Source organism: Microbacterium gorillae (assembly GCF_050990725.1).
Lineage (GTDB): Bacteria > Actinomycetota > Actinomycetes > Actinomycetales > Microbacteriaceae > Microbacterium > Microbacterium gorillae_A.
In genome coordinates, this window is sequence record NZ_CP158844.1 from 2,471,746 (window position 1) to 2,497,042 (window position 25,297).

30 protein-coding genes and 1 tRNA gene are annotated in these 25,297 nt (G+C 65.1%); 5 read left to right on the plus strand and 26 right to left on the minus strand.

The window, feature by feature from the left end; genetic code table 11:
• Positions 1-34: 34 nt before the first annotated feature.
• Entirely contained in the window at positions 35-742 is a 708-nt protein-coding gene (locus ABTV68_RS11325) for an SOS response-associated peptidase (protein ID WP_433673776.1), read from the plus strand.
• On the opposite strand, the gene ABTV68_RS11330 is transcribed toward ABTV68_RS11325, so the two are convergent.
• Both ABTV68_RS11330 and ABTV68_RS11335 read right to left on the minus strand, forming a co-directional pair.
• Complete coding sequence (locus tag ABTV68_RS11330) at positions 739-2,025, minus strand: Y-family DNA polymerase (RefSeq protein ID WP_433673777.1); 1,287 nt, start codon at positions 2,023-2,025, stop codon at positions 739-741. The genes ABTV68_RS11325 and ABTV68_RS11330 overlap by 4 nt on opposite strands.
• Complete coding sequence (locus ABTV68_RS11335) at positions 2,022-2,516, minus strand: LexA family protein (protein WP_433673778.1); 495 nt, start codon at positions 2,514-2,516, stop codon at positions 2,022-2,024. Before ABTV68_RS11335 ends, ABTV68_RS11330 begins: the two co-directional genes overlap by 4 nt.
• 179 nt (positions 2,517-2,695) lie before the next feature.
• Between ABTV68_RS11335 and ABTV68_RS11340 the strand changes: the two genes are divergently transcribed.
• A complete protein-coding gene (locus ABTV68_RS11340) occupies positions 2,696-2,860 on the plus strand; it encodes a hypothetical protein (protein ID WP_433673780.1) in 165 nt (54 codons plus the stop codon).
• A 344-nt stretch (positions 2,861-3,204) separates the two neighbouring features.
• Entirely contained in the window at positions 3,205-3,882 is a 678-nt protein-coding gene (locus ABTV68_RS11345) for a hypothetical protein (RefSeq protein ID WP_433673781.1), read from the plus strand.
• Here the strand turns inward: ABTV68_RS11345 and ABTV68_RS11350 are convergent.
• Positions 3,879-4,388 (minus strand): hypothetical protein, encoded by a 510-nt coding sequence (locus ABTV68_RS11350; protein WP_433673782.1) that lies wholly within the window; start codon positions 4,386-4,388, stop codon positions 3,879-3,881. The two genes, ABTV68_RS11345 and ABTV68_RS11350, sit on opposite strands and share 4 nt — an antisense overlap.
• Positions 4,389-4,749: 361 nt before the next feature.
• On the opposite strand from ABTV68_RS11350, the gene ABTV68_RS11355 reads away from it, so the two are divergent.
• Positions 4,750-5,859, plus strand: a complete 1,110-nt coding sequence (locus tag ABTV68_RS11355) for a zf-HC2 domain-containing protein (protein ID WP_433673783.1) — start codon at positions 4,750-4,752, stop codon at positions 5,857-5,859.
• Positions 5,860-5,905: 46 nt separating this feature from the next.
• Here ABTV68_RS11355 and ABTV68_RS11360 read toward each other — a convergent pair.
• From ABTV68_RS11360 to ABTV68_RS11470, 23 genes are all read right to left on the minus strand, one after another.
• Positions 5,906-5,977 (minus strand) — tRNA-OTHER (locus ABTV68_RS11360).
• 307 nt (positions 5,978-6,284) lie between these two features.
• A complete protein-coding gene (locus tag ABTV68_RS11365; RefSeq protein WP_433673784.1) occupies positions 6,285-6,749 on the minus strand; it encodes a hypothetical protein in 465 nt (154 codons plus the stop codon).
• A gap of 82 nt (positions 6,750-6,831) precedes the next feature.
• Entirely contained in the window at positions 6,832-7,143 is a 312-nt protein-coding gene (locus tag ABTV68_RS11370) for a hypothetical protein (RefSeq protein ID WP_433673785.1), read from the minus strand.
• Positions 7,140-7,517 (minus strand): hypothetical protein, encoded by a 378-nt coding sequence (locus ABTV68_RS11375; protein ID WP_433673786.1) that lies wholly within the window; start codon positions 7,515-7,517, stop codon positions 7,140-7,142. Before ABTV68_RS11375 ends, ABTV68_RS11370 begins: the two co-directional genes overlap by 4 nt.
• 125 nt (positions 7,518-7,642) lie before the next feature.
• Positions 7,643-7,915: a hypothetical protein gene (locus tag ABTV68_RS11380; protein WP_433673787.1), complete on the minus strand. Its 273-nt coding sequence runs from the start codon at positions 7,913-7,915 to the stop codon at positions 7,643-7,645.
• Positions 7,912-9,012, minus strand: coding sequence for a hypothetical protein (locus tag ABTV68_RS11385; protein ID WP_433673788.1), 1,101 nt, complete (start codon positions 9,010-9,012; stop codon positions 7,912-7,914). Before ABTV68_RS11385 ends, ABTV68_RS11380 begins: the two co-directional genes overlap by 4 nt.
• Positions 9,013-9,100: 88 nt before the next feature.
• Positions 9,101-9,424: a hypothetical protein gene (locus tag ABTV68_RS11390; RefSeq protein ID WP_433673789.1), complete on the minus strand. Its 324-nt coding sequence runs from the start codon at positions 9,422-9,424 to the stop codon at positions 9,101-9,103.
• Positions 9,425-9,542: 118 nt separating this feature from the next.
• Positions 9,543-11,594 carry an NAD-dependent DNA ligase LigA gene (gene ligA / locus ABTV68_RS11395; RefSeq protein WP_433673790.1) on the minus strand — a complete coding sequence of 684 codons (2,052 nt, stop codon included), beginning with the start codon at positions 11,592-11,594 and terminating at the stop codon, positions 9,543-9,545.
• A 60-nt stretch (positions 11,595-11,654) separates the two neighbouring features.
• A complete protein-coding gene (lepB, locus tag ABTV68_RS11400) occupies positions 11,655-12,173 on the minus strand; it encodes a signal peptidase I (RefSeq protein ID WP_433673791.1) in 519 nt (172 codons plus the stop codon).
• Between the two features lie 77 nt (positions 12,174-12,250).
• A complete protein-coding gene (locus ABTV68_RS11405) occupies positions 12,251-12,838 on the minus strand; it encodes a hypothetical protein (protein ID WP_433673792.1) in 588 nt (195 codons plus the stop codon).
• Between the two features lie 24 nt (positions 12,839-12,862).
• On the minus strand, positions 12,863-13,696 hold the full coding sequence (locus tag ABTV68_RS11410) for a hypothetical protein (RefSeq protein WP_433673793.1): 834 nt from the start codon (positions 13,694-13,696) through the stop codon (positions 12,863-12,865).
• Positions 13,697-13,711: 15 nt separating this feature from the next.
• Positions 13,712-14,272 carry a ribonuclease H family protein gene (locus tag ABTV68_RS11415; protein WP_433673794.1) on the minus strand — a complete coding sequence of 187 codons (561 nt, stop codon included), beginning with the start codon at positions 14,270-14,272 and terminating at the stop codon, positions 13,712-13,714.
• Between the two features lie 34 nt (positions 14,273-14,306).
• The gene (locus ABTV68_RS11420; protein ID WP_433673795.1) at positions 14,307-15,149 is read right to left on the minus strand and encodes a nucleotidyl transferase AbiEii/AbiGii toxin family protein; all 843 of its coding nucleotides are present in this window, start codon (positions 15,147-15,149) and stop codon (positions 14,307-14,309) included.
• Positions 15,142-15,795: a type IV toxin-antitoxin system AbiEi family antitoxin domain-containing protein gene (locus ABTV68_RS11425; protein ID WP_433673796.1), complete on the minus strand. Its 654-nt coding sequence runs from the start codon at positions 15,793-15,795 to the stop codon at positions 15,142-15,144. Before ABTV68_RS11425 ends, ABTV68_RS11420 begins: the two co-directional genes overlap by 8 nt.
• A 71-nt stretch (positions 15,796-15,866) precedes the next feature.
• Positions 15,867-17,141 carry a DNA methyltransferase gene (locus ABTV68_RS11430; protein ID WP_433673797.1) on the minus strand — a complete coding sequence of 425 codons (1,275 nt, stop codon included), beginning with the start codon at positions 17,139-17,141 and terminating at the stop codon, positions 15,867-15,869.
• A gap of 38 nt (positions 17,142-17,179) precedes the next feature.
• On the minus strand, positions 17,180-17,878 hold the full coding sequence (locus tag ABTV68_RS11435) for a phospholipase D-like domain-containing protein (protein ID WP_433673798.1): 699 nt from the start codon (positions 17,876-17,878) through the stop codon (positions 17,180-17,182).
• Between the two features lie 115 nt (positions 17,879-17,993).
• On the minus strand, positions 17,994-18,644 hold the full coding sequence (locus ABTV68_RS11440; RefSeq protein WP_433673800.1) for a hypothetical protein: 651 nt from the start codon (positions 18,642-18,644) through the stop codon (positions 17,994-17,996).
• Between the two features lie 105 nt (positions 18,645-18,749).
• Positions 18,750-20,429 (minus strand): hypothetical protein, encoded by a 1,680-nt coding sequence (locus ABTV68_RS11445; RefSeq protein ID WP_433673801.1) that lies wholly within the window; start codon positions 20,427-20,429, stop codon positions 18,750-18,752.
• Between the two features lie 128 nt (positions 20,430-20,557).
• Positions 20,558-22,252, minus strand: a complete 1,695-nt coding sequence (locus ABTV68_RS11450) for an LPXTG cell wall anchor domain-containing protein (RefSeq protein ID WP_433673802.1) — start codon at positions 22,250-22,252, stop codon at positions 20,558-20,560.
• A 66-nt stretch (positions 22,253-22,318) separates the two neighbouring features.
• The gene (locus tag ABTV68_RS11455) at positions 22,319-22,501 is read right to left on the minus strand and encodes a hypothetical protein (RefSeq protein WP_433673803.1); all 183 of its coding nucleotides are present in this window, start codon (positions 22,499-22,501) and stop codon (positions 22,319-22,321) included.
• A 152-nt stretch (positions 22,502-22,653) separates the two neighbouring features.
• Entirely contained in the window at positions 22,654-22,977 is a 324-nt protein-coding gene (locus ABTV68_RS11460; RefSeq protein ID WP_433673804.1) for a hypothetical protein, read from the minus strand.
• Complete coding sequence (locus ABTV68_RS11465) at positions 22,974-23,312, minus strand: hypothetical protein (protein WP_433673805.1); 339 nt, start codon at positions 23,310-23,312, stop codon at positions 22,974-22,976. Before ABTV68_RS11465 ends, ABTV68_RS11460 begins: the two co-directional genes overlap by 4 nt.
• On the minus strand, positions 23,309-23,578 hold the full coding sequence (locus ABTV68_RS11470; protein ID WP_433673806.1) for a hypothetical protein: 270 nt from the start codon (positions 23,576-23,578) through the stop codon (positions 23,309-23,311). The genes ABTV68_RS11465 and ABTV68_RS11470 overlap by 4 nt, the downstream gene beginning before the upstream one ends.
• Positions 23,579-24,486: 908 nt before the next feature.
• Here ABTV68_RS11470 and ABTV68_RS11475 point away from each other — a divergent pair.
• Positions 24,487-25,287, plus strand: a complete 801-nt coding sequence (locus ABTV68_RS11475; protein WP_433673807.1) for a hypothetical protein — start codon at positions 24,487-24,489, stop codon at positions 25,285-25,287.
• Positions 25,288-25,297: the final 10 nt, after the last annotated feature.

The window sequence follows — 25,297 nt, forward strand, 5'->3', positions numbered from 1 at the left end:
CCGCGCAGGCCCGTGTGGTGCAAGACTGATCGGCATGTGCGGACGATTCGCCCTCGATGCTGAGACAGACACACTGATCAAGGAGTTCGTCGCCGCCGGAGGCGACTTCCGCGAGTGGCGGCCGAGCTATTCGATCGCGCCGACTAACGTGGTGCCGATCGTCCGAGAGCGTGCAGACCGCTCTACGGGTGAGGTGCAGCGCACACTCGATCAGGCGGTGTGGGACTTCCATCCCGCGTTCATGAGGGACTCGAAGCGCCCGAACTTCAACGCGAGGATCGAGACGATCGCCAGCAACGGACTGTGGAAGAGTGCATTCGCCACCTCACGAGCGCTCGTTCCGATGCGCGGGTACTACGAGTGGACGGGCCCAGCCGGCGACAAGCAGCCGCACTTCCTCCATTCCGAGGACGGTGCGCTCCTCGCTGCGGCAGGGATCTACACCGCTCGCAAGGTCGATGACGAGTGGCAGCTCTCAACCGCGATCATTACGCGGCCGGCACGAGACGCTTCCGGCGAAATCCACGACAGGATGCCCGTCTTCCTGGAGACCGACGTCTGGGACGAGTTCCTGTCCCCCGACAAGCTCGACGACGATGGCAAGGCCAACATGATCGCTCTTCTCACCGCGGAATCGAACAGGGTCGCCAGTCGGATCACGAGCTACGAGGTTGATCGGAAGGTCAACAACTCGCGCACGGCAGCACCGAACGACGCATCGCTGATCGCTCCGGTCGGTTAGCTGACGAGCACCAGCTCATCCCAGTGGGTCGTGGCGCGAGGCGTCAACATCTCGCGCTTCATCGACCAGTCCGGGCCCGGTCGCAGGCCTGCCCACCCAAGCCCAAGCAGATCGCGCCCGGCTCTCTTCTGCACGCGGTCGATGAGCTCTGCGACATTGGCCTCCTCATGGGCGTGCCGAAACATCTCCAGTGGCGAGTGAACGCCCGCCGGGCGCAGGTCCGTGAGCATGATTCCGGCGCGCGCGTAGCGGACGCCGTCTTCTAGTTGCGGCAGCAACGAGTACGCAGCCTTGGTGAGCTCAACGGGATCAGCCGTCGGCGACGGAAGCCTGGCCGTCGATGATGGGAAAGACCGCTTCGCGCCTTCTCCCGCATACGCTGCGGTGCCGGCGAACGCGGTGAGCAGTTTCGCCACCTGGTTGTGCTTAACCAGACGAGTCGCCGCTTGTTGCGCGTACACGGCCAGCGCCTGGCGCATCTCGGTCACGGTCGTGATCTTCTTCGAGAAGGATCGACTGACGATGAGCTGTTCCTTCCGTCCCGTGCGATCCTCTTCAGCTTCGATGCAGGCGACGCCGCGAAGCTCGAGCGCCGTGCGCATGACAACGACGTTGAAGTTCTTCCTGATGAACACCGGATCTGCTGCGGCCAGGTCCGCGATCGATGTGATGCCGAGTGCTGCAAGACGTCGTTCGAGCCGGCTCGCGATCCCCCAGACTTCAGAGACTGGTAGCCGGGCCATGAGTGAGTCACGCCAGTCCTGCCGGGTTGCGGGCCAGACGCATACCCCGTCGAAGACGGGGATCTTCTTGGCCGTCCGGTTCGCGAGCTTCGCGAGCGTGCGAGTGGGGGCGATCCCCACGCAGACGGGTACGCCGACGTACCGGCGGAGGGTGTCCTTCATCTCGCGGCCGAGTGCGGTCATCTGATCCGGGTCGTCTTGGATCCGTTTCGGGATCCGCAGGAATGCCTCGTCGATGCTGTAGATCTCGAGGTCTGGGGTGAATCGGGCGAGCACTTCCATGACGCGCCTGGACATGTCGCCGTAGAGCTCATAGTTGGAGCTGAGGGCAGTGAGGTTCAGCCGGTCGGCTTGGGGTCGCAGCTCAAACCAGGGCCTGCCGAGGTCCAGTCCGAGGGCCTTCGCTTCTCGTGAGCTGGACACGATCATGCCATCGTTGTTCGACAGTACGACGACGGGTTTGCCCTCCAGGTCGGGGCGGAAGACGCGCTCGAAGCTGACGTAGGCGGAGTTCACGTCGACGTGGGCGATCATGCTCATCCTGCCTGCGTCAGTCGTGGCATGGCCATTGACCACCCCAGCGATCCTGGGGGTGGACGGTGCCAGCGGAACGAGACGGTGGAGACACCCCAGATCAGCGCTTCTGACCATTCATCGATGACGATGTCCGGCATGTCGGGGTTCTCAGGGTGCAGCACCCAGTCGTGATGGGTGCTAGCTCCTGGGCGGTGAAGGAGCCGTTTGATGGTGAGCTCGCCGTTGATGATCGCGACGACGACGTCGGTGTCGGTGGGGGTCTTCGCGCGGCTGACGATCGCGACGTCACCGGGCCAGATCCCGGCGCCGATCATGGATTCCCCGACGACTCGGACGAGATACGTTGCCGCGTCGTCCTCGATCAGGATCTTCGTCAGGTTGATCGGACCGTCGTACCAGTCTTGTGCCGGTGACGGGTATCCCGCGGGGACCGCCGTTGGCGCGAGCGGCACCATGATCTCGCTCAGGTTCTCGGGGTCTACTTGTTGGAGCACCACTACCTCATGTGCGATGACTCATCACCTCTTCCAACACTGCGGGGACCTTGTGGGTCACGCCCGAAGGCCATCAGAATATCTCTTCGACTGTGGACACGCCCAAATAGAGCACGCATCGAAGATTAGTTGCAGTGTCGGACAATGAGCAGGCCGCCGGTTCGCGATACGGTCAGAGAATGACCACCGTGACCGGCGCAATCCGACCGCGCACCGAGCCGCGCGAACCACTCGGCACATCGACACCGATCAGCGCTGAGGGATCAGACTTCGCAAGCGCGTACCGAGCTCTCCAGGAGCTTGTGCCTGCGGACCACCTGCTGCTCTACGTTCTCGTCGACTGATACCGGCACCTGGCGGACGATCCCCTCCGGCTCGACGTGTGCGCGAGCGGACGAGCGTTGATGCCGAGCGGCTGATCGGCTGCTCGGCCCCGATCATCGGGCGCCGGCGGAGCGTTTTGAAACTTTCTCGTCACGTGTGGACATGACTCCATGAATGGGTCAACGCGATCCATAGAGGAGACAGAATGAAAAACCGCTCGCGAGCAATCACTGTTGCTCTCGCTTCAGCAATCGCTATCGTCGCTGGCGCGCTCACCGGGACTGGCGCAAGTGCTGCAGAGGACGTTGGTTCCGCAGAGGCGCTCTGCGATCAGTACGTAGCCGAGGCTCTTGAGGAGACCGGTGTGGACGTCACATCCGGATACACCTTCGCCTGCACTCCTGGCACTATCTACGTGGAACCAGAGGGTAACGCACCGGTCGAGGTGGCTACCGAAGACCTGCCTTCCGGCATGCAGGAATCGCCGGCGCTCACAGGAACGGAAGCATCAGCCACTTCACGTGCGGCAGCCGCGATCACGTGCCCAGCAGCTCCGATCCGCACGATCATCAGTGGACTCCAGGTCAACATGAACTGGTGTCTGACCTACGGCCAAAGGAATCACGCACAGAACGGGTCATGGACCCACCGCGTTGGCGTCGAATGGAAGCTGTTCACAGGCTGGCCGAAGAACGAGAACTACATCCGCACCACTTCGGGAGACATCGGCGTCGGCCAGGCACAGGTGTGGGGTCGGCTCACGCTCCAGCGACAGCAAGGCATCATTCCGCCACTGGACCTCATCTCGAGTGAGTGGCAGTCATCCGTTGGCGTCACTGGCTACCCGCTGTGGATCGGTGGAACCACGTACATCCAGCAGGGGACGTATGCCGAACGCGTCGACAAGGTGAACGTCACCGACTTCACGAAGAATGTGAGCATCGAGATCCAGGACCCCGCGATCTTCTCGCCCCGCTACTACTGCAACGGGAAGACGAAGCGCTGCTCGTACCCGAATGGCCAGGAAGCCCCGGTTCTCTAAAAGACAAGCAGGCGGCCACGGCCCGGTTCGACGTCCCGGTACCTGATTTCCAGGTTCGGGAGGTCGAACTCCGTCACTAGCTTCAACGCGGGGTCAACGACCAGACGCCCCCGCCCCTCGCGGTCACGGTTGGGGGCGAGAGCCACAAGGATCCTTCCGTCGTTCTGCATCTCTGCAGCATCCAGCCGGTGGCTGTCGTCAGGTCGTCCCCAGATCGGAAGTTCAAGCGGGAACGCGAGCCTCGCCGGTAGTGCTCGCCAGACAACACCACGCGGATCGTACGGGAAGGTTTCTCCCCCGTCGTACACCAGACCACGAGACGCAACGTAAGAAGCCACCACCTGCCCCTCGCTGCTCGAAACTTCGTACGAGTCGATCGATGGCTCAGCATGCAGCCCATAGATCGTGAGACCGTCACCCAGCCTGACCTCAGCTCGACAGTCGAATGCCCGCACGGACCGGTAGTCCGTCAGGATTGAGACGACGTCGAAGAGTGCCTGATCCATCTCACGATCGTAACCCTCAGAGCATCCTCACTCCCCGGCAGCTTGGGTTCGCGCTGCAATGTGGTGTCGCCCCCGAGTTTCCAGGCCGGGACGGACAAGAGCTCGTGCCCACCATGTCCTGAACCCGGGAGTGGCAGCACTACCGAGCAGGATCCGAGTCTTCCCGAACCCGATGCAGGGCCGCGGTGACCGCCCCACGAGGCAATCGTCGCCCGCCGGCCGCCGCGTTCCCTTTCAGCGGCATCGCGTGCTGAAAGCTCGGCACTCCTCTCGTCGAATACCGCCATCTTCCGACGCGAGCTCACTCATGTCATATGCACGAACGGTTCGTGCGGCTGCAGTGGCGAGGGGGGCGGTTGGAATGCGCGCGTATGACGAACTATCGGACGTGGAGCTGGTTGCGGCCACGCGCGAAGGCGACGCTGAGGCATACGGTGCCCTGTGGCTCCGGCACGGCAAAGCCGCGTACCGTGCAGCGAAGTCCGTGACGAACCAGCTCGACGCACACGACATCGCGCAAGAGGCCTTCGAGGTGATCTTCGCGACAATCGGCCGCGGAGCGGGGCCGACATGGGCGTTCCGGCCGTACCTGCTTGCTGCCGTTCGCAACCTCGCGGCCCGCTGGTCGAAGGGTCTGCGCGAAGTCGCCGACGACGAGCTGGACTCCGTGGTCGATCCGGATTGGAGCGACACGGTCGTGGAGGACGCCGTCGACAAGTCGTTCACCGTGAGTGCGTTCCGATCCCTGCCGACGCGGTGGCAAGAAGTGCTGTGGTACACCGTGGTTGAGGATCTCAAGCCGGCCGAGGTGGCGCCGCTTCTGGGCATGCAGCCGGCAGCGGTCGCGCAGCTGGCATTTCGAGCTCGCGACGGTCTGCGGGACGCCTGGATCCAGGCTCACCTGGCATCTGTGCCCCAGCAGTCTGAATGTGGATGGGTGGTCGAGCGCCTCGGCGCCTACGCCCGGCGGACGGTCTCGAAACGAGACCAGAGGCGGGTCGAATCGCATCTCCCAGGGTGCGAGCAGTGCATGAAGGTCGCCGAAGAGGCTGACCAAGTCAGTTCCCGGCTCATGCTCTCGTTAGTCCCGGCACTGGTGGGCACGAGCGGCGCGGGCGCATACCTCCTGCAGCTGCGGAAGCCTGTGACATCCTGCCCGGCCTCAGGCCATGGCGAAGGACCAACGGTCATCGCCCACGCTGCCCGTGGCGTGGGCGTGCCGTCCTCTCGCGAACTGGCAGCCCTGCTGGGCCGTGTCTCGCGCGCCGTGGGCGTCGTCACTGCCCGCGGGATCCGCGTAGCTGTTGGAGCCACGCTTGCCCTCACGATCTCCGCCGAGATCGTTGTCGCCCTCGACAGTACAAGCTTGGCTGATCCGGCACCCGCCTCCAGCTCTGGTGGGTTGCATCGTCTCCATGCCGTCTGGGTGGGCAGCACCCCAAAGCCCATCGAGGCCAGGGCGGCGGCTTAGCGGAGGTTCGAGCCTCCGGCTGGCTTTGAACCGGTCACCAGCAACGTGGTCGCGGCAGGACTTGAACCTGCGGCCTCCTGCACATGGACAGGCGCTCTACCAACTGAGCTACGGGACCGGATGGAAGCCGCGTACCCTACGCTCCATGGCCGGATTCGAACCGAGCCACGTCGGGGACTTGAACCCCTCTCTTCCTCGGGCAAGCCAGCCCGCTTGACCTCTTCACCACCTCGGTTGGGTGGGGGCGGTCATCGCCCATCTCGGCTCCCTGTCGTTGTTGTCGAGCACTCCTCTACGGCCAGGTCGTATGCATCCTCTCCGGCGGCCGGCTCATCCTTAGATGTCTTCAGGACTACGGCTCGTCATCTCCCACATGCGCGGCGCGCGCCCATTCTGTGCACCGTGTGGAATCGGCTCGCTGAAGCTCACCTTCGCGTCGCGCACAGAGCGTTGAGGGCTGTGCCGGCCGTTTTCAGGTCGCTGCTCGCAGCGATCATCTTCGAAGACGCGTCAGCGACTTCCGCCGCATCGCTGAGCGCCCCGTCGGCTTTCAGCTGCGCGAGGGCGTCTGAGATTGAGCTGATCGGTGAGAACATCTCGGCGAACGCGGCCTTGACCTTTGGCTCATCGATCAAGGATTCGACGGTCTGCACGCCCGTGACGATGCTCGCGTACGCTTCGTCGGCGGCCTTCACGTCTCCGGCGGTCATCTCCGTCAGCACGTTGGACACCTGGGCGCTCAGCGTCGCGGTTTCGGTGGAGACGATCTGGCAGGCTTCCGCGACGGTCTGGCCTTCCGGCGTGTCCGAGCATGCGGCCAGCGTAAGCGCACTCAGGGCGATGACGACGGCTGTCGCGGCTCCACGACGAAGGGCATGGAATCGTCGCATGGTGCACCTCCTGTTGGTCATACCCCCACCCCTGCGGCGATTTGAAGTGTGGCAGGTGGGAACCGCGAGACTTCTGCGTCCCTCAGGCCGCGCGGTAGCGGATCATCCGGACACGGGCTCCGCTGCCATAGCTGCCCATGACGATGAAGCCGTGGCGCATGTACCAGGCCACGAGGCTCTGGACAGGCACGCCGAACACTCCGTCGGCCATGAGTTCGATCTGCCAGCCGCGTTCGTCGGCGATCGAGATCAGTCGTTTCAGCTCTCGTGTGCCGAGGCCTCCACGACGATGCTCGGCTGGGACGTAGATCAGGGCGATCGACATGATGCCATCGTTGACGATGTAGTCGCTGCTGACGCCGGCCTCGAGCCGACTGATCGTCGCTGCCATCACGGGCCAGGCGTAGCGACGGTGCCGTCCGATTCGTCGGCGGCTGGGCCAGCGATGATGTTCATCGCGCGGACCGTCTTGCAGGGGAAGACGTCACCGTCTTCGACGCAGTCTCCGTAGATCTCCTTCTGGTGGATCCCGCGGAGCGCTCGCACGAGCAAGGTGAGGCGATCGTCGGACGGAGCTTGGGCGGCCTGGCCCGCGGCATATCCGGTCGCTATTGCGCTGGCGATCAACTGCAGTAACGCGCCCCCGTTGCCGGGCGAGACGACGTTCAGTGCATCGACGGGATCGGCGTGCTCGGCCGCGTCTGACGCGAAGGCGGCGCTGACGAACTCGGAGGCCAGCGTCTGTGCGTGTTCAGGGGAAAGGTCCATGCCCTCCACATGCGCGGCACAGATGCCGAGGATCGCCGACGACGGGGCGCCTTCTTGAAGTCTTCTGAACCCACCCGTCTCAGGAGTAATACTGCAGAGGGTGCCTCCGGCCGCTGCGCCGTGAACTACGCCGGCGGGCGTCGGTGCAGCTCAGGTGTGGTGTCGACGATGACAATGCGGTCCGCGCCGATGCATCGTGCTATCCACGCGTTGATTCGTGCCATCAGGAGGGTCCTGTAGGTCAGGATGCGGTCGCGACTGTCCGAAGCGTGGAGCCCGTACACCTCCACGCGATATCTCCGCGCCTCCCGCAGGTGCCGGGATTCGGCGAAGGCGTGGCCGCGCTTCAGTTCCCACTCAGAGATCACCTGAGGAGTAGCTTCGTCGGGCTCATTCATGCGCGCACATGCTGTTCGCCGCGAACCTGCTTGCTGCTCGCTGATCGCCACTCACCGAACACCTGCTCAGCGGCGTTCGCGCTGATCGCCTCTCGCAGAGCCCAGTCCGTCATTCGATTCGTCTGCTCTCTGAAGGTCCCGGCCCCTGCGAATCGCGGTGCGTATCCGCGCAGCAGCAGTGTCTCCGCCTGTCGACGCAGGTCCCGCCGAATGTCCTTCAGCCGAGGCTCCTCCCCGATGGGATGGCGCACCGCACCAGCGGCTATGAGGACGAGAGAAAGCTCCGCTGCAAGCTCGTCCTCGCCGTCGGGAATCCCGAAGATCACAATGACCTTGCGGCCGTGCCGGCCCACGTCGCTGGTGATGAGGTGAGGCGCGCCTCGGGAGTTGAGATACACGGCGGCAGCATCGGTGTGGCGCCCGATGTCTACGACGTGCCGAAGCGTGGCCATGCACGGGGTGAGTCCCGTGCTCTCGATCGCCTCATAGGCGTGCTCCCGGGCCTTGGCGTGGAGCATGTTGATCGTGATGGACGTTTCGTCTCGCACTGAAGAACTCGACCACCACTGCCGAAGCGAGAGTGCAGCGATTCGGCACTGCTGAGCCCAGCGGGCCTTTCGAGTCTCAGCCCGCTCGACGCTCGCTGCGCTCATCAGTGCAGCGAACGTCGGTGACATGGGAACGTCGAGTGCGCGTGGGTCTGTGGCTCCGAGCGTTGCCAACTGGGCGGAGAGCTGATCCCGTTCCTCGTTGATCCGCTTCACCGCTGTGCGCGCCGGCAACGCGTCCCATGAGTCGATCGCTTGAAGACCGGCGTGCAAGACGGACGCAGCGGCCATGAGCGCGACGCCAACCATGAATATGACCAACCACCAGACCCCGATCCATACGAGCACCTCTCCGAACTGGAGATCGGGGTTCTCAGCGTCCCGGAGCGGCGGGTACCATTCACGCGCCGCCGTGATGTCGAGGATTGCTCCCCGCCAGGGCGGCGTCACCCCGACGGCGACGAGTGCAAACGGGATCAGCATCCCCCACGTGAGTACCTTCATCACACTGCGCACGGCGGCTCCCTTGATCGAATGGGCGCGGAGCACGAAACGATCGTTCGCGCACAGCCCACAGGCACCACATGCGCGGCGAGAGCCGACTATGCGACCGAGCGTGGGATCTTGCCCAGGTTGCCTATTCGGCGGCGAATCCGGAGAACAGGTACTCGCCTACAGTGACGATGCCGTCGGAGAGATCCAGGACCCATCGTGGGTTCGCCCAGGTGAGCACGACCAGCGAGAGCCCGAAGATGCCGAACAGCGCGAACAGCGCGACACTCCTCATCAGGGCGTCGAACTTGTCCTCCGCCAACTGGTCTTGTCGGGCGATGACAGTGTCGAGAATGCGGCGTGAGGTATCGCGAGTCTGCCCGGGAAGAGAGAACTGCGGGTCATCGTTGAGCCGGCTCCGCAGCTTCTTCGCATCGCTGAACAATGCCCGCGGTGCGCCGCTGATCATGGACGCAGTGAAGGGCAGTCTGTTCAGTAGGTCGATCTGTGAAGCGGCATCAAGCCCACGAAGTCGGCTGATGACATCCGGGGTCTCCCCACTCATGTTCCGGCCCTGATCGTGTGACTCATCGGAGCCCCACCATCCCGGCGAAGTCGTCCGGTGAGACGACCTTGACGCCCAGCTGTTCGGCCTTGGCCAGCTTCGACCCTGCACCCTCGCCAGCGACGAGCAAAGAGGTCGACTTCGAGACCGAACCGGACGCTCGTCCGCCGTTGCGTTCGATGAGCTCGTTCATCTCGTTGCGGCCGAACGCCTCCAACTTCGTGCCCTTCGTGGAGCCCGTGACCACGACAGTCAGGCCGGTAAGCGGGGACTCTCCGGCTGCCTGCTCGACACGTGGGTCAATGCCCAGGGCGATGAGGCGTTCGATGACAGGCTTCTCACGCTGGAGGCCGCGGAGGATCGTGGCGGCGCGCTCAGGGCCGACGCCCTCCACCTGCAGCAGACCAGCTTCGGTGGCGGCGCTCAATGCGCTGAGCGAGCGGAAGTGCGCGGCGAGCCGGCGACCGAACGTGCGACCTGTCATGCGGATGCCGAGCGCAGTGATGACACGGTTCAGCGCTTGCGATCGTGCGGCCTGGATGTTGGCGTGGACCTTCGCGGCATTCGCTTCGCCGAACCGGCGGAGACCTCCAGTTGAGGTCTCGCCCATCGGGAGGGTTGACAGCTGCTCCTCGGTGACCTCGAACAGATCGGCGAGGTCGACCACGTCGCGGTGTTCCACGAGCGCGTCGGCGACGGAGCGACCGAGTCCATCGATGTCGAGCACGTCACGGGATGCCGCGTAGGTGAGAAGGGCGCTGGTCGAGTCGGCCGGGTTCGTGCTGACCCAGAACTTGCCGCGCTGCTCGTACGGGAACCCCTCAGCGTCCTCAGTCGGCGGCACCCACGCCTCGGTGCTGTCGTCGTTCGTGACAGACAGCACCTGCGGGATGATGTCGTTCGCCTTGTAGACGATCGCCTTCGACCCGATACGAATGTCTTTGCTGGCGATGAGGTCTACGTTGTGCAGCGACGCGCGGCTGATCGTCGATCCGTCGACGAGTACCGGGTCGAACACCGCGGTGAAGGACAGGTTGCCGGTGCGGCCCACCTCGATGATGATGTCGCGGATCACCGTCTCACCGGTCTGGGCCTCGTACTTGTAGGCGATCGCCCACTTCGGAGCGCGTGAGCCTTCGCCCAGCAGCTCGCGGACGCCGCTGGCCGCGGCCTTGATCACGATGCCGTCGGTCGGGAAAGCGTAGTCGGCGCGCTGCGCACCGAAGGCTTCTACGGCGGCCAGCACTCCTTCGACGCCGTCCCCGGGGAGGACACCGTCGGCGATGAAGATGCCCGCGCCGGGCAGCTCGTCTGCGAAGACGAATCCGGCAAGACCGCCGGTCTCCTCCATCGCGTTCTCTGCACCGATTGTGTGGTCGTAGGCGACGAACGTCATCTGAACGTCGTAGTCAAGCGTTTCGGCGCGGACGGAACCGGCGGTTGCGTTGCGGGGGTTGGCGAACGCGGGCTTGCCTGCAGCGATCCGGTTCGCGTTGCTCAGCTCGAAGTCGGATCGGCTCATCAGCAGTTCACCACGCACCTCGAAGGCGACGGGTGCCGACGTGCCGATCGTACGCGGGAGTCCAGAGATGGTCACGTTGTCACGGAGGACTCGGCTCGTGACATCCTCACCGGTTCGTCCGTCGCCGCGGGTGACGACCTGAACGAGCTTCGCGTCTTCGTAGCGCGCTCGGATTGCCATGCCGTCCAGCTTCGGCTGAACGCTGACTCTGGCGGACCATCCGGTGCCTGCGACGCGGGCGAGGAAGGCAATGATGCCCGCCTCATCGGTGACCTTGTCGAGGCTGAGCATCGGGGTCGGGTGCGGAACGTCACCGGCTGCCAGGGTGCCGGCGGCGACGGCTGTGAACAACTCGTGCTCGATGATGTCGCCCGGCGGGATAGACACCATCTCTGCCGAGGCGATCTCTTCCAGCAGCGCGTCGTACTCGGCGTCCGTCATCAACGGCTCATCACCGGCGTAGTACGCTGCGGCCGCCGCCTGGGCAGCAGCAACAGCTGCCTGGTAGTCCTCGATCAAGGTGGGGCTGTCGTACGAGAGGTTCACGGTCATAAGTCTCCACATGCGCGGTCATCCCGTGGGCTGTGACACGAATTTGCTCAACTCGTACGGTCAGGGACCAGCTGGAGCACCCCAGTGTGTGAGCGGCCAGTACACCCAGACGACTCGCCCGACGATGTCCGGTGAAGGGACGGTGCCATGCACACGGCTGTCGGCGGAGTTGCCGCGGTTGTCGCCCATCACCCACACCTCACCGGCGGGAACCGTCACGTTGAATGGGTCCTGAGTGCTGTGGTGGGCCCAGGGCTCGACGAGTATCGCGCCGTTGATGGCTACGGTGCCGTCAGCGCTCCCGGTGATGGTGTCTCCGGCGACGGCGATGATGCGTTTGACGAGGAAGTCCTCTCGGCCCGCGGCGCCGAGCCAGCCACCGGGGTCGCGGAACACGACGATGTCGCCTCGCTGGTAGTCGGTGAAGTGGGGTGTGAGCTGGTCGACCACGATGCGATCGTCGATGTTCAGGGTCGGTTCCATGGACGCGGACGGCACCCAGAAGCCACGCACAACGAACGCCTGCAGAGCAGAGACCACGAGCAGACAGACGGCGGCGAGGGCGATGAGCTCACGCACTGTCCGCCAGCGCCGTCGCCGCCGGACTCGGTGCCGCGCTGCCCGAAGGTCGCGGCGAAGTGGCGCGGCACCGGTGGTCATCGGGAGGGAGAGACCTGCCCGGCGGATCCTGCGGCCGCACCGGAACGCTTCATGACAGCCGCCCGTCCACGGAAGGAGACGCCGGGTGCTTCGCTCAGGATCTGGACCAGAGTCTGCTGGATTGCTTCGAGTGCGGAACGATCGGCAGACTCGGCCGCGACCCGCACCATGCTCTCGATGTCGGCAATCTGCCCGTCTCGCACAGCCGACCTCTTCGTGTGGCTGGCTGCCTTTCGAACCTTCGCGGCCGCCCTGGTCCTGCACGCTTCGCGTTGTGCCGCGTCGGCAGCATCAGCCGCCTGTAGTTCTCGGAGACGTCGAACGATCGGCATCCTGTCGAAGATCTCGTCGTCAGTGAAGTGGTAGACCTCGTCCGCGCCGGTGTCGTCGGGTTCCGGAAGGAAATGGAACGAGCGTCCGCTCATGTCGTCGCGGACACGGCACGTGCTCCGTGACGTGATCATCCTGAGGATGCGGTCGCGATGGCTCGGGGTGAGGTCCTCAACGGGGATGACGACGCCCTCCCGTGTCGTCCACGTCTGGTCGTTCTGCCACCAGAAGTGGGGCATCGTGAATGCGGTCATATCTGCCACATGCGCGGCCCCGCCTCAACTCGCCTCCGCATCCCCCACACCGTTGTCTCCGACGGGCTCGACTCCATGCTCCAGAGCGTGCTCCCGCGAGACATGGAGCCGCCAGTCGATGGTGGTCTGTTCGAACCCTGCCTCGCCGAGCAACTGGATCATTCCTGGCAGGTGGGCGGCACCCCAGAGCAGAACAACGTCACCGTCTTCCTGGAGCGCAGCGTTCACTGCGTGGAGGTTTCGCGCGTCGAGGACGACGGCCTGGTTGAACAACGCTGCAAGGCCGGTCTCTGGCTCGTCATTGCTGCTCTCAGTCAGAAGCTGTGTCAGAAATGCCGTCGTCATGATCTTGCGGAAAGGGCGCGACGTCACCAGCGATACGAGGAGCCGGAGTCTCAGAAGGTGCAGGTACCGGAAGGCCGCGAACACCGTCGTACTTCCCAGGTCATGGTGCTTCCATCGGGGCGGGTAGCTGAGTGCTTCTGCCTGATTGACGAATCCCATCGCGTCAAACACCAGATTCATCCGCCGTGACATCGCCGCGAAGAGCCGCATCTTTCGACGAGCGTGCCATGGCGCTGAGGCTGCGGAATTCAGTCCCTCGAAGTGCACGACGCTGCCACCGGCCTCCAGGCGGTCCAGCAGCCGCTGAACGTCGGCCCATGCCTGCTGTGGACCGGTGTGCATTACCCCGATCAAGGTGATCGTGCGTTCTGCATGACGCATCGTGACGGTGGGAAGATGCAGTCCCCGGTCGGTGACTCGCCTGTGCCCGTCGTTGAGCGACTCCCTGCCGGGGACGCCGATCTGCTGGTTGGATGCTGACGAAGGCGCGGAAGGGTTGGTCATGCGGACCACATGCGCGGCGGCCGGCTACCGTGGCCGCGAGGTTCGGGCCTTCTCCTGCGCCATCCGCGGGGCGTCCTCGCTGACGTCCAGGATGGGGCGCCCTTGACGGGATGACCAGATCAGCTCCCGACCATCGGCAGCGTGGTGCGATGCTCGGCCGGCGCGCTCATCGGCCCAGCCGTTCAGCCGGTGCCCCCTGTGCCCGCGCACATGAACAAAGGTGACGTCCTCGAGGTCGGCTGCGCGGCGTGCTTGCCTGACGTTCATGAGCGCGCGCAGGATGTCGACGTTCTTCGTCGGTTCGCCGGCGGCGGTGGTCCATCCTCGCCGAGAGTGGGCGTCCATCCATCTCGTGTACATGTCGATCGCATAGGTGGAGTCGGCGACCACCGTGAGCCGGGTCACGTCCTGGTTGTCAGCGATGGCGTGAAGAACGGCGAGGAGTTCACCGACGTTGTTCGTGCCTTCGAGCACGGACCCTGCTGCCCATTGGCCGTCTTCTCCCACCCACGCCCAGCCGGTCGGGCCGGGGTTCCTGCGGCATGCGCCGTCCGTGGCGACGTTGTAGGTGTCGAGCAGTCTCATGCACGGCACATGCGCGGCCCGTCGAAGGGAGAGGTCAGAGGTCCTTGATGGCGTCCCGGATCACGCGTGCAGCTTCGGCCGGTGTCACCTCGATGATGCACTGATGCCCGAGGGCAGCTTCCCACTCTGCGTCCGTGGGGATTCGGGTGAACTGGATGCTGCGCGCTTCGGTAAGTGGCCCGAGCCGCCCGAACACGCGCGCTGCCTCCCCGCTGATCGCGCCCGATGACGCGAGTGCCCAGAGGTCGTAGAGGTCCCGGGGCGCGGCTCGGTCATGCCAGGCGGCAAGTTTCGCTGCGACCTGCGCTGCCGGTGTGAGCACGCGGACCCGCGCCGGTGGGGCGTCGCTGTAACGCTGCTCGATGTCGATGACTTCGGTCGGCCACGCCGGCTGATCAACGCCACGCAGGAGCTGGATCTGGAACCGAGAGGTGCCGACGGCGAGCACTGACGGTTCTGACCCCTTGGTCGCGCTGAGGGGTGGCTCGAACGTGACCGTGCCGAGCGACCGGCCAAGTTCGCTTTCGATCGCGGACTCGATGCGCTCGGCCACGGATCGCCGGTTGCCGCGGGCGATCAGGTCGATGTCTTCGGAGAGCCTCAGATCGGGGAGTTGAGTGCGCGATAGCGCGGTGCCGCCGAAGAACACGACATCGTCTGCGCCGACCGTGGCGATCGCCGCGAGTGTGTGAGAGATGGCGTGATCGCGGAGAACCTGCTCGGGGCCGACGCCGAAGACCTCCTGGACGGCAGCTTGCTCCGTCGGTTCGAGTACGCCGCGGACCGGCCGGCGGAGCACGTCTTCTGGTGGGCTGTTGGGGGTGCGTGCGAACTGCCCGGCGCGATCGCGGCGATACTGTCGAGCTCTCTCAGCCATGCCGGCCCTCACGTTCCAGAGTGTCCAAGGCTGCCCGGAGCGTGGCGTTGGCTCGTGTGTGCCTGCTCATGATCTTCCTCAGGTCCTTGGCTGTGATGGTCGCGAGCAGGTTCTTGATCGCGGCTGCAGCCTCGTCCGGCATGCCGCCCTGCTCTGGCTTCATGGCCAGGTCGAACAGCGTCTGTGCCCGCGTGGTCACGAGCGCTGGACCGAGCTCGGTTCGCTCGAGGACTGCATCGATCCTGTCGAGGTTTCGCGGGATGAAATGAGCACTCCCCCCATGGTCGAGCTCCACGGGCCCACGACCTGCCTCGGGAACGGCGATAGTGGTGACGCCGATCGCGCGCGGGATCGCGGCCCACTGGCGTGCAGCACCGATACCCATGAGGATCGCGTTGCGGTTGCCGAATCGCGCGGTGCCGACGGCGAGGCCGGCTGCTTCCAGCGTGGGCTTCCAGGTTCGTCCGTCGTAGCCATCGGGCGGTGCGGTGTAGACCCCCTTCGCGATGCGCGTGAGCGCACCGTTGTCAACCAGGCGGCCGAGAGTCCGCCGAGGGTGCGTGAGAAGGTGGTCGAGGTCCCGCGCGCGTACCGTTCTCATCGGGGCGCGCGCGATTACCCGAAGTGCCTCGATGTCGTTGCTCATACCCAACACCTCCTTCGCTGAGCATAGCGTGACACATACTGTCACGCCAGGCTCAGCGAACACATGCGCGGTTACCGCGCTGTCAGCAGCTCCACGCTCAGCGCGTGCTCCGCGGCCACCGCGCGCACCCGAGGCAGGGTCACGAGCTCATGCACTCCACCTTCATCGTTCGTGATGAGGATCGCACGGCGCTCGCCGCCGTCGGTGGCGTTCAGCTCCGCAACGGCTTCCAGTGTCGTGCCGGATCCTGCGAACGGATCGAGGATCACAGCACGCGGCCGGTCGCCGGCAAGCGCGGTGAGGATGTCCCGAATGAGCGGGACAGGTTTCGGATACGGGAAGTGGTGACGACCGATGAGGGCCGTGAGCCGAGCAGTCCCCTTCGCGGTGTGATGTTCCTTCCGGCTCCAGATCGTCGGGATCTCCGCCGAAACTGGCACAGCCGAACGCAGGATGAGTGCACCATTCGCGTCGAAGCCGAGCACTTCGATTTCGCCGGCGTCGATCCGCTTCGCGGCGCCGGCGGGGAGATACTTCACGCTGAACGGATTCGGGTTGCCAGGCATGTGCGTCGGGTCCACCTTCACGTGCCCTCTCCCGAGGGCGGCAACGAACGCCGCCCGCGAAAGACGCCAGGAGCACTCCTTGCCGTGACGAGTCACCGGCCACAGTGCGACAGTCTCCTCCTCACGAACGTCATCCTGTGTCAGAGGGTAGGTGTACGGATCGAATTCCTCGCCGGCATCCAGGAGGTCCTGCAGCGACGCACCCACATCGACCACTCGCCTTGTCGAGCGATCAACGATGATCGGGTACACCTGGTTCGGCCACCGCCCCTTCGCCGCGGTCGACAACGTGAGGCCCTCCCAGGGCTGCCGCGCCTCAGATCCGGCCTGCACCCATGGCATCGGGTGAGGGGTGAACCCGTCGGGCAGGGCCAGCAGAAGGTACTCCTCAACCCGTTTCACTCCCCCGCCGGGCTTGCCACCTGACACCTCGACCGTGATCGTGTGCACCTGATGCTGAGGGAACACCTCAGCCATCAGCAACGCGAGGTGGTGCACGCGCTGGTAGCCGATGCTCGCGGCAACCACGCCGCCTTCGGCGAGCATGCTGCTGACGAGCAGTAGCCGGGCACGCATGAAGTCAACCCAGTCCCCACGAGCATCCCCGTACATCCAGTCGGTTTTCCCGGTGTCATATGGCGGGTCAAGGTAGACGATGTCGGCCCGGCCGACATCTGCGGCCACGAGTGGTAGGGCAACGCTGTTGTCACCTTCGATGAGCAGGTGCACCACCTCGCCGCCGCCGCCGATCGCACCGGAAGGTATGAGTGTCGAGGTCATGCCCACATGAGGGCGGCGACGCGGCTCCGCTGCGCAGATCAGGCTGCTGTGCGGCGCGCGGCGACGTGCTTGCGCTTGACGGGTTGCTGCTTCCGTTCCGGCTGCTTCACCACGGTGAGAGTCCCTTCACGTTTCCGTGGCCGCGCAGCACTGCGGATCCCGGCTGGTGCCCCACGCTTGAAATCGATGGGCTCGGCAACATCCCAGAGCCGCTCGAACTCGTGGAAGAACTCGCGGGCAACGGCCTTGTCGTGGATCTCCACCGCGTTCTCCAGGTTGCCGGCGGCACCGGTCGTGAAGTTGAGCGACCCTGTCCACACGGCGACGGGGCGACCTCTCTCCAGTCGGATGAGGAACTTGTGATGCATCAGCCCCGTGAAGCTTCCGCGGGAGCAGTCGCCGATGACGCGGACGGGCGCCTTGGACAGCGAGTACCGTCGCACCCCGCCGCGCAGCGGCCTCAGAGCAAGTCGCTCCTTCGACTGTTGCTGCCGGAGCGCGAACTCCTTGTTGACGATCAGCGCCACGGGGCGATCAGCCAGCGCTCGGATCAGTCTGGGAGATCGCACCCATGCGACGGCGCCGACAACCTGATCGGACTGCCGAATGAACTGCTCGCATGCCGCGGTGACGTCGCCAAAGTGGACGACGGTCGGGCCAACTACAGATGACCTCACCGACGGGTTCAGGAGGTCGTTGATGCCGGTCGAGTACCCCCACTGCGGTTCGAAGCTCATACCCTCCACCCCTGCGGCGCAGCGGTCGCGCGAGCGGGCAAAGTGCGGCATCGCCGTCAAGGATCCTTCTCTTGCGCTGAGCTCCGACGAAGCAGCGGCAGTCACTGGGTCGAGATCATCCTGGGCTAGCGGTCCCGAAGATCTCCAGATGCAGCCGCTTCAGGTCTGGATGGCCCAGTACCGATGCCATCGTTGACCGATCCTCGCTCGTCCAGCCGAGACCCGGGAAATGGCGGCGGAGGGTGTCCACGTCGACTCCGAGGGTGCGGGCCGTTTCGAGGTAGCTGGTTCGCTCCTCCCGGAGCATTCTCTCGGCCCGCATGAGCACCTCTTCGGGCACTCTACGATCGGTGACCTTCTCCCGCAGCCCAAGGACTTGCTGGTACCGGCGCACCGTGTGGACCTCGACGTTGAGGCGGCTGGCGATCTCCTCCATCGAGGTGTTGGCCAGAGTCATCTCCGTGAGTGCATCGATGTCGTCGAGGCGGCGGTATGCAGGCCTGCCGATACCGAGCGCATCGCGCCGACCCCGGATCGTGGGGGTTGAAACCCCGGTCTCGCGAGCGATGGCGGAGATGTTTCGCTCACCGGCGACGAGGAGCTCATCCACGCGGTTGATGCAGGGTGTGCAGATACGGCGCCGGTCGATGGTGCCGTGGCCAGGATCGATTGCTTCGAACTCTTCGATAGGGCGAAGCGTCTTGCAGGATGCGCAGGATCGCGTTGTCTCGGCCGTGATGTCGGTTGATCGGGTGACGGTGCTCACATAGGACCACATGCGCGGCCTGACACCCGCGATGGGCGTTCAGCTCTGTCAGCAGCAGACGGCGACGGTGACGGCCCGTGGGTGGGGCGCCACCGTCGCCGCGTCTCAGCGGTTCGAGGTGCGACGTCTCGCGACGATCAGTACCGCTACGCCGACCGCGCCGAGGATGCTTGCGATGATGCCCCCAGCCGACATATCGGGGCTTCCTGTAGTCGGAAGCGCGCGCGGCGTGCCTGTGTCTGCGCTCTTACCTGGTGCGACCGCCGCCGTCGACGACATCGGAGGTGTCGGTATGACGGTCGTCGAGGACTCCGGAGTCGGGGTCGGCTCAGGTGTCGACGTGGGCGTCGGCTCAGGTGTCGACGTGGGCGTCGGCTCAGGTGTCGACGTGTCGGTGGGCGTGGGCTCCGGCGTCGGCTCGGAAGTTGGCTCAGCCGTGGGCTGAGGCGTCGGCTCCGGCGTCGGGGTCACCGACGGCTCAGGTGTCGGCGTGACCGTAGGCTCCGGCGTCGGCTCTGGGGTCACCGTGGGCTGAGGTGTCGGCGTCGGCTCCACCGTTGGCTCTGGCGTGGGTTCAGTCGTCGGTTCCGGAGTCGGGGTCACCGTGGGCGTAGGAGTCGGTTCAGGCGTAGGTTCCGGAGTGGGCGTAGGAGTCGGCGTGGGCTCAGGGGTGACGGTCGCCGTGGGGGTCGGTTCCGGCGTGGGAGTGGGCGTAGGAGTCGGCGTGGGCTCCGGGCACGAGACCACGGCTGGGATTTCGAACGACCAACTAGCGCGCACCCCGTCCGGGATGTAGTAATCCGTGCTGTGGATCGAGGCATACACGTCCAGCGTTTGACCGCTGCGATACACGTTGTACTGCCCCCACCAAGGGTTCGGGGGTAGGACGACCGTGGCCTCCTCGCCGCACGCGACGTCCGTGTTCAGCGTCGGGGCGACGGGGATCCACTCGGTCATCGGCGTGCCTGGCAAGACGTTGTCCGTATAACCACCGTCAGCCGCAAAGGCGCTCGAACTCATCGGCGTGCGGGTCAGGCACTCGCCCTGTCCCTCGCCGCCGGCGGACCAGCACAGCGAGATCCAAGCGTCCTGCCGAGTGGTGAAATCGACCAGCTCCCAGGTCCAACTCTCAAGACCATTCACCGCCCCCACAGGAGGCTGGTAGTCGTAGTCGAGCTGCAGTCGGGCACCCGACGCCCAATCGGCCTTCCATGTTGTCGAGCGAGACTGCCCAGGCGTCATCACCGATCCTGAGATTTCGATGCCATCGCCGTGACCCAGTTCATAAGCCGTCGTCGGCGCGGGGCCCTCGTTGCCAATCGTGGCTCGATAGACCGGGTGGAACAGGGGGGTCCACGTTGTGGTGTACCTCTGGACCGAGTCGATAGAAACCGAGGTCGTCGGTCCTTTGAGCCACAGCTCATCGACAGCGCCTTCGGGGAGCAATCCTCCGAACTCTCGCTCAAAGGGGAGCACGATCCGCGACGTCAGATCCACATCTGCGCCGTCGAACCACTCCGCGGACGGATCGTCACAGTCAAGCGCCACCGGCGCGTGCCAGGTCTGCATGTACTGCTCGTACCCCTCGTTCACCTCCAGACAGAACTCGATCACGCCGAAGCCCGTGTTCGTGCCATCACTGTGCGTGACGCGCGACGCCGGCTGTGCGGCCGTGCCTGCCGCGAACGCGGTTGCTGCCAACGCGAAAGACCCGGTCGCCACAACGGCAACAGTCGCAATCGCGGCAGCAATCAGACCTCGTGATCTGGTTGTCCTCGTGGCCATTCAGGCCACCTCCCTGTCGTTGTCGCACAGCGGAGAATCTGAGGCGATAAGCCGTTCCCGTTGCTGTGTTGGATTCGATGTACTGACGCTGAGGGGCGGATTCGCGTGCGAACCCGCCCCTCGTTACCTCAGTGGTTGGCGTGCTTGCGGTTGCGCGCCAGACGAAGCGCTGCGCCAGCGACCAGAAGCACGGCGCCAGCGGCGCCGATCATCAGGCCGACGCTGCTGTCCTGGCCTGTCGTCGGCAGCGTGGCCGCAGGGCTCGTGCTCGCAACGGGGACCGTCGGCACACTCGAAGCGGACTTCGTCGGCACCGGCGTCACAGTCGGCTCCAGTGTCTGTGTGGGAGTCGGCTGCGGCGTCTGCGTGGGAGTCGGCTCCGGCGTCTGCGTCGGACTCGGAGTCGGCTCTGGCGTCTGCGTGGGGGTCGAGGTCGGAGTCGGAGTCGGCTCTGGCGTCTGCGTGGGAGTCGGCTCCGGCGTCTGCGTCGGAGTCGGAGTCGGCTCAGGCGTCTGCGTGGGAGTCGGGGTCGGAGTCTGCGTCGGTGTCGGGGTGGGAGTCGGCGTGGGCGTGGGCGTCGGGGTCACCACGGCACACGGATTCTCGATAACGGCGCCGGTCGTGGAGACGAAGCTCGCTCCCGAGAAGACGTCGAGCGACTCGCCATCGAGACTGAGCGTTGCCGGTCGATCCGCCGCCGGGTTAGTCCATCGCACCGGCAGATCCGCGATCGTCAGCTTCAGCTCGGGCGCAACCCCGTCGGCAGGCCAAGGCGCCTTGACGTTCTGGGGATCCACCAGATCGACCATGATGCTGTTCTTCGGGAAGTAGCTCGGGTCCTTGGCGTCCATCCACGTCGGGTGCGACTTGGTGATGCTCGTGAGGTGCGTGAAAAGTTCCTCGGCCACGTCGTCCGTCTTCCAGCCGGCCGCAATCGGCTCAAAGTCGGAGGAGTCCGGCACCAGCTGGACGCTGCTGGCGAGGCCGGCAGCGATGCTCCACATGACGGGTTCCTGACCGTCGTACTCCGGAGACGCGATGAACTCACGAATCGTGTTGGCCCACTTGATGGCCTGCTCGGACGGCGTGTAGCTGACTGTGAAGGTGAGGTTGCCGGTGGCCGCGCCCGCCTCGCATGCGGCGCTGTCCGGATCGATCACGGCGTCGACGATCGTCGTGTTCCACGAACCCGTCGGCGTACCACTCCAGGTGGCCTCGACATCGCCCTTGTCGGTCTTCAGAGACCAGGTGTAGTCGGTCGGGACGTCGTAGTCGGCGGGGTCGTCGAACACGAGGTTGCCGAAGCTCAACGTGTTCGGGCGCAGCACGATGAATTCATCCGGCTTCAGCGTCGTGTCGCTCCACGCGCCTTCACCGTTCCACGCCAGCGTCTCGCCGGTGTTGTGGTTGAGCAAGGTGGCGTTGTTCGGCATGTCCTTGAGCGTGATGGTCGCAGCGGAGTCGTTGCGGACGACGATCAGCACACCGTTCGCTCCCGAGCTGATGAACGGGGCGTAGTCCCCGTCGTACGCGGAGTCCCAGTCGGGCAAGGTGGACACGTCGATCGGATCGAGCTTCGAGCTCAATCCGCCGAGCATGCCGGCGCACTGGACCGACGAGAAGCAGCTGCCGACCTCGACGGTGAGTCCCTTCGGTGCGGTCACGCCATACGCAGGCGCTGCCGCTCGCGGCTGCGCATCCACGCTCGCAGTGAGCGGTGCCGCCGCGGCCGCGGAGATCGGTATGGCCGCGAGAGCCAGCAGCGCGACGGGGGCTGCAGCCGCTGCGAAAAGTCGCTTCGTATTACGGGGCTTTGTGGCCATTCAGGCCACCTCCTTGGGGTGTGGTGACGGAATCCGTCGTGATGTGCTTCGGGTCTGAGGTCGGGCTCACGACGACCCGATGGGACGCACAATGAGCGGGTCGAGTTCGCCGGGCTCGGCGCTGAGCGAGAACATGCGGCCGCCGAGCCGGTCGACGACGGTGGTCATGGGATCGGCCGCGTCGATTACGAACGGCAGATCGTTCGGAGCGCGGCGCTGAAGCGCGTCGAAGAGGGGCGTATCGCTCATGCTCACCATGTGAGCGGCTGCAGGGGTGTCCGTGCACACACGCGCGCAACTGCACCGGTCGGACGCCATCGCCAGGACGTAGAAGCGAGGGCACGGCCACTGATGACCTGTCCGTGAGACCGGGCCTGGAGGCAGCACACGCGCGGTGACACTCATGCTTCGCGCACCCATGCGTCGAACGCCTGGTGATACTCAAGTCGGCCGATCTTGAGCTCGCCCTGGTGATCGACGGGGTCGAGCAAATCCAGCCAGTCCGCGAGCCTCACGCAGACAGATCGGGTGCGGATCGATTCGAAGTGCCGAACGGGCGTCGCTCGCTTTCCCGTGCCGACGTGAAAGACATCCACGGTGCCCCGATGGTCGCTTCCGCGCAGATCGACAACGGCGAACGTGCCGCGTGGGGATACATGCAGGACGGGCAGTGTGGCGATCGCCCCGTTCGGGCCAGTCACGGTAGCGAGCTCAGTGAAGGTCATGGCTGGCCCGCTTCCTTCAGCGCGGCCTCCGCGGTGGTGACCCTGTCGATGAGGGCGAGGACGACGTCAGGTGACGCCGTCTCGAGGTACGCGCGGTCCTCCGGAGAGATCTCAAGCGTGAGCGTGCATTCGGCACGGCATCCGCATCCACCGGTATGGCTCGCTTCGATCACCTCACGGTCGTGCTCGTAGATGCCGACCTCACCGGCACGGCCAACCAGATTCGGAGGACCGTAGCGGAACTGCTCCCACCGCCACGGGCCGCGTGTTGCGGCGCCCGCAGTCGCGGCCAGAGTATCCAGATCGATCGTCACCTGAACCACATGCGCGGTCATCGGCCGTATAGGTCATCTGTCTCGCCGAGCAGCCAGCGAAGTGTGTTGTCCATGACTCGCCCCCGCTCCTTGGTTTTGGGAGTCAGCCGCGGAACAGACTGCGCGGCGGCGAGCTCAGCGCGGATCTCGTCAGTCGACCGGAGCTTGCCTGTGCCACCGGTGAACTTGATCGCCCACCAGAGCACGGCGCGAATCTCATCGATGTGCTGGGGCGCACCCTCCGGGACCGACGACCCGATGCGGCCAGCGGCCCGGGCAGCGGTCATCACCTCGCCCCTGCGGCGACCCCTCGCGAGGCGATCGGCGGGGGCCGAGTTCACTCGTCCAGCGAATCGACCTCCGGAAGGTGTTCCCGCGCCGTGGTGATGATTGCCGCGCTCGTCGATGGTGCCCATACACACCATGAGGGCGGCTTCGCGCTGGCGATGCTCAGGTCATGGGCGGAGTCAGTTGGGCCGGCCCGACAAAACCAGTCCCCGGCCCGGCACTCTCCGGGCCGGGTTTTGCCTTACTCCCGACTGGGATCGAGGGTCCAAAACAGGGGGTGGCCCGACGGCCCGACACTTCCAGAGCACATACATACATGAGACGGAGACATATATCAGCGTCCCCACACCGACATATATCTCTCTATCTCTAGAGGAGATCCTCTTCTACTCACTACTACTACAGGGGTGAACCCCTCCGATCCCAGTCAGGAGTAGGTCAAAACCCGGCCCGACTGGTGTCGGGCCAACCCGGGCCACCCGCGGAATCACGCGGGAAAACTGTCGGGCCACCCGTCGGGCCACTCGGGCCGACCCCACCCCGAAACACGGGAAACTCGCAGCATCCAGACACGCCGAATGCCCCTCAATCTCTCCTCTTTTCAAGCGAACTCACCCTCAGCACATCAGCCAAGGAATGCTGTCCTCGAAGGTCTCACCAGAATCGATCAGGGGCAGGTTTCACGGGGTGCAGCGGTGCCACCAACAGGTGTCAACCATCCCGGAGCCACGATTTTCCAAGGGTTCCGCGTCTTCTCTGGTTCCGTTCCGCACTCAAGGTTCCGCTCCAGCTCCGGGAGGTCAGCGGCAGAGAAACCTGACGCCTGACCCGTGAAGTGCACCACCATCATCACACGACCCCGCCTGACAAGGCAGGTCACGTACTCCGCGTCGGTAGCCTGGCAACTATGCCCATTTCGCAGAGAACGGTCGGACTGCTCATCGACTACGTCGCCAGCACTTCGTCCCAAGGCAACCTCGCCAGCACGCTGATGAAGCACAACCTCAGCGCGGGCGACCCAGGTCCAGATGACCGGCCTTTCTCGAGGATGCCCGTGGTGAAGCGAGTCACCACGGCGCTGGAAGCGGCGATGAAGGCTGGACAGGAGGACGACTTGCTCTCGCTCGCGCAGACAGCGCTGAGAGATCGCGAGGAGAACGACGGCGCTCCCGAATGGGTTCGGGAGCTGCTGGTCTCGCTGCGCGCGGACGGCTTCACTTGCACGCCACGCACCACTGAGGTCCCGGCTGCGTCCATGTGGGCGGCGCCGACGACGGAGACGCGGTGGACCATCACCCCACTCGGATACAGCGAGCTCCCTGTCGCGACGCTTTCGTCTGACCTGTCCCAGCAACTCGTCAACGAGGGTTTCGCCGTGGCCGCCGGTCACTACGATCAGGCGCTTGCCGCGTTCCACCGTCAGGACTGGGCGGCCTCGAACAGCCAGCTCCGAACGACGTTCGAATCAGTCGTGAAGGAGCTTCTGACACGACGAACAGGCGCCGTTGCGACAGGAGGTGGCGCGGCAATCAACGCCCTACAGACAGCCGGCGCGCTCGTCCCCGGACAGACCGAGTACCTCCGCGGGCTCTGGTCCATGAGCCATCCGCAGGGGTCCCACCCCGGGCTCAGCAACGAACAGGACGCACAACATCGCGTGTACGCCATCAGCGCCGCGGTTAGCTGGCTGGTACACACCCTCGCGTGACCGACCCCGG

Excerpts from the sequence above, each read along its gene's own strand:
- ABTV68_RS11325 (WP_433673776.1), top strand. The coding sequence starts at position 35 with ATGTGCGGACGATTCGCCCTCGATGCTGAGACAGACACACTGATCAAG.
- ABTV68_RS11330 (WP_433673777.1), bottom strand. The coding sequence starts at position 2,025 with ATGAGCATGATCGCCCACGTCGACGTGAACTCCGCCTACGTCAGCTTC.
- ABTV68_RS11340 (WP_433673780.1), top strand. The coding sequence starts at position 2,696 with ATGACCACCGTGACCGGCGCAATCCGACCGCGCACCGAGCCGCGCGAA.
- ABTV68_RS11350 (WP_433673782.1), bottom strand. The coding sequence starts at position 4,388 with ATGGATCAGGCACTCTTCGACGTCGTCTCAATCCTGACGGACTACCGG.
- ABTV68_RS11355 (WP_433673783.1), top strand. The coding sequence starts at position 4,750 with ATGCGCGCGTATGACGAACTATCGGACGTGGAGCTGGTTGCGGCCACG.
- ABTV68_RS11365 (WP_433673784.1), bottom strand. The coding sequence starts at position 6,749 with ATGCGACGATTCCATGCCCTTCGTCGTGGAGCCGCGACAGCCGTCGTC.
- ABTV68_RS11375 (WP_433673786.1), bottom strand. The coding sequence starts at position 7,517 with ATGGACCTTTCCCCTGAACACGCACAGACGCTGGCCTCCGAGTTCGTC.
- ABTV68_RS11380 (WP_433673787.1), bottom strand. The coding sequence starts at position 7,915 with ATGAATGAGCCCGACGAAGCTACTCCTCAGGTGATCTCTGAGTGGGAA.
- ABTV68_RS11390 (WP_433673789.1), bottom strand. The coding sequence starts at position 9,424 with ATGATCAGCGGCGCACCGCGGGCATTGTTCAGCGATGCGAAGAAGCTG.
- ligA (WP_433673790.1), bottom strand. The coding sequence starts at position 11,594 with ATGACCGTGAACCTCTCGTACGACAGCCCCACCTTGATCGAGGACTAC.
- ABTV68_RS11405 (WP_433673792.1), bottom strand. The coding sequence starts at position 12,838 with ATGACCGCATTCACGATGCCCCACTTCTGGTGGCAGAACGACCAGACG.
- ABTV68_RS11415 (WP_433673794.1), bottom strand. The coding sequence starts at position 14,272 with ATGAGACTGCTCGACACCTACAACGTCGCCACGGACGGCGCATGCCGC.
- ABTV68_RS11420 (WP_433673795.1), bottom strand. The coding sequence starts at position 15,149 with ATGGCTGAGAGAGCTCGACAGTATCGCCGCGATCGCGCCGGGCAGTTC.
- ABTV68_RS11425 (WP_433673796.1), bottom strand. The coding sequence starts at position 15,795 with ATGAGCAACGACATCGAGGCACTTCGGGTAATCGCGCGCGCCCCGATG.
- ABTV68_RS11430 (WP_433673797.1), bottom strand. The coding sequence starts at position 17,141 with ATGACCTCGACACTCATACCTTCCGGTGCGATCGGCGGCGGCGGCGAG.
- ABTV68_RS11435 (WP_433673798.1), bottom strand. The coding sequence starts at position 17,878 with ATGAGCTTCGAACCGCAGTGGGGGTACTCGACCGGCATCAACGACCTC.
- ABTV68_RS11445 (WP_433673801.1), bottom strand. The coding sequence starts at position 20,429 with ATGGCCACGAGGACAACCAGATCACGAGGTCTGATTGCTGCCGCGATT.
- ABTV68_RS11450 (WP_433673802.1), bottom strand. The coding sequence starts at position 22,252 with ATGGCCACAAAGCCCCGTAATACGAAGCGACTTTTCGCAGCGGCTGCA.
- ABTV68_RS11455 (WP_433673803.1), bottom strand. The coding sequence starts at position 22,501 with ATGAGCGATACGCCCCTCTTCGACGCGCTTCAGCGCCGCGCTCCGAAC.
- ABTV68_RS11460 (WP_433673804.1), bottom strand. The coding sequence starts at position 22,977 with ATGACCTTCACTGAGCTCGCTACCGTGACTGGCCCGAACGGGGCGATC.
- ABTV68_RS11465 (WP_433673805.1), bottom strand. The coding sequence starts at position 23,312 with ATGACCGCGCATGTGGTTCAGGTGACGATCGATCTGGATACTCTGGCC.
- ABTV68_RS11470 (WP_433673806.1), bottom strand. The coding sequence starts at position 23,578 with ATGACCGCTGCCCGGGCCGCTGGCCGCATCGGGTCGTCGGTCCCGGAG.
- ABTV68_RS11475 (WP_433673807.1), top strand. The coding sequence starts at position 24,487 with ATGCCCATTTCGCAGAGAACGGTCGGACTGCTCATCGACTACGTCGCC.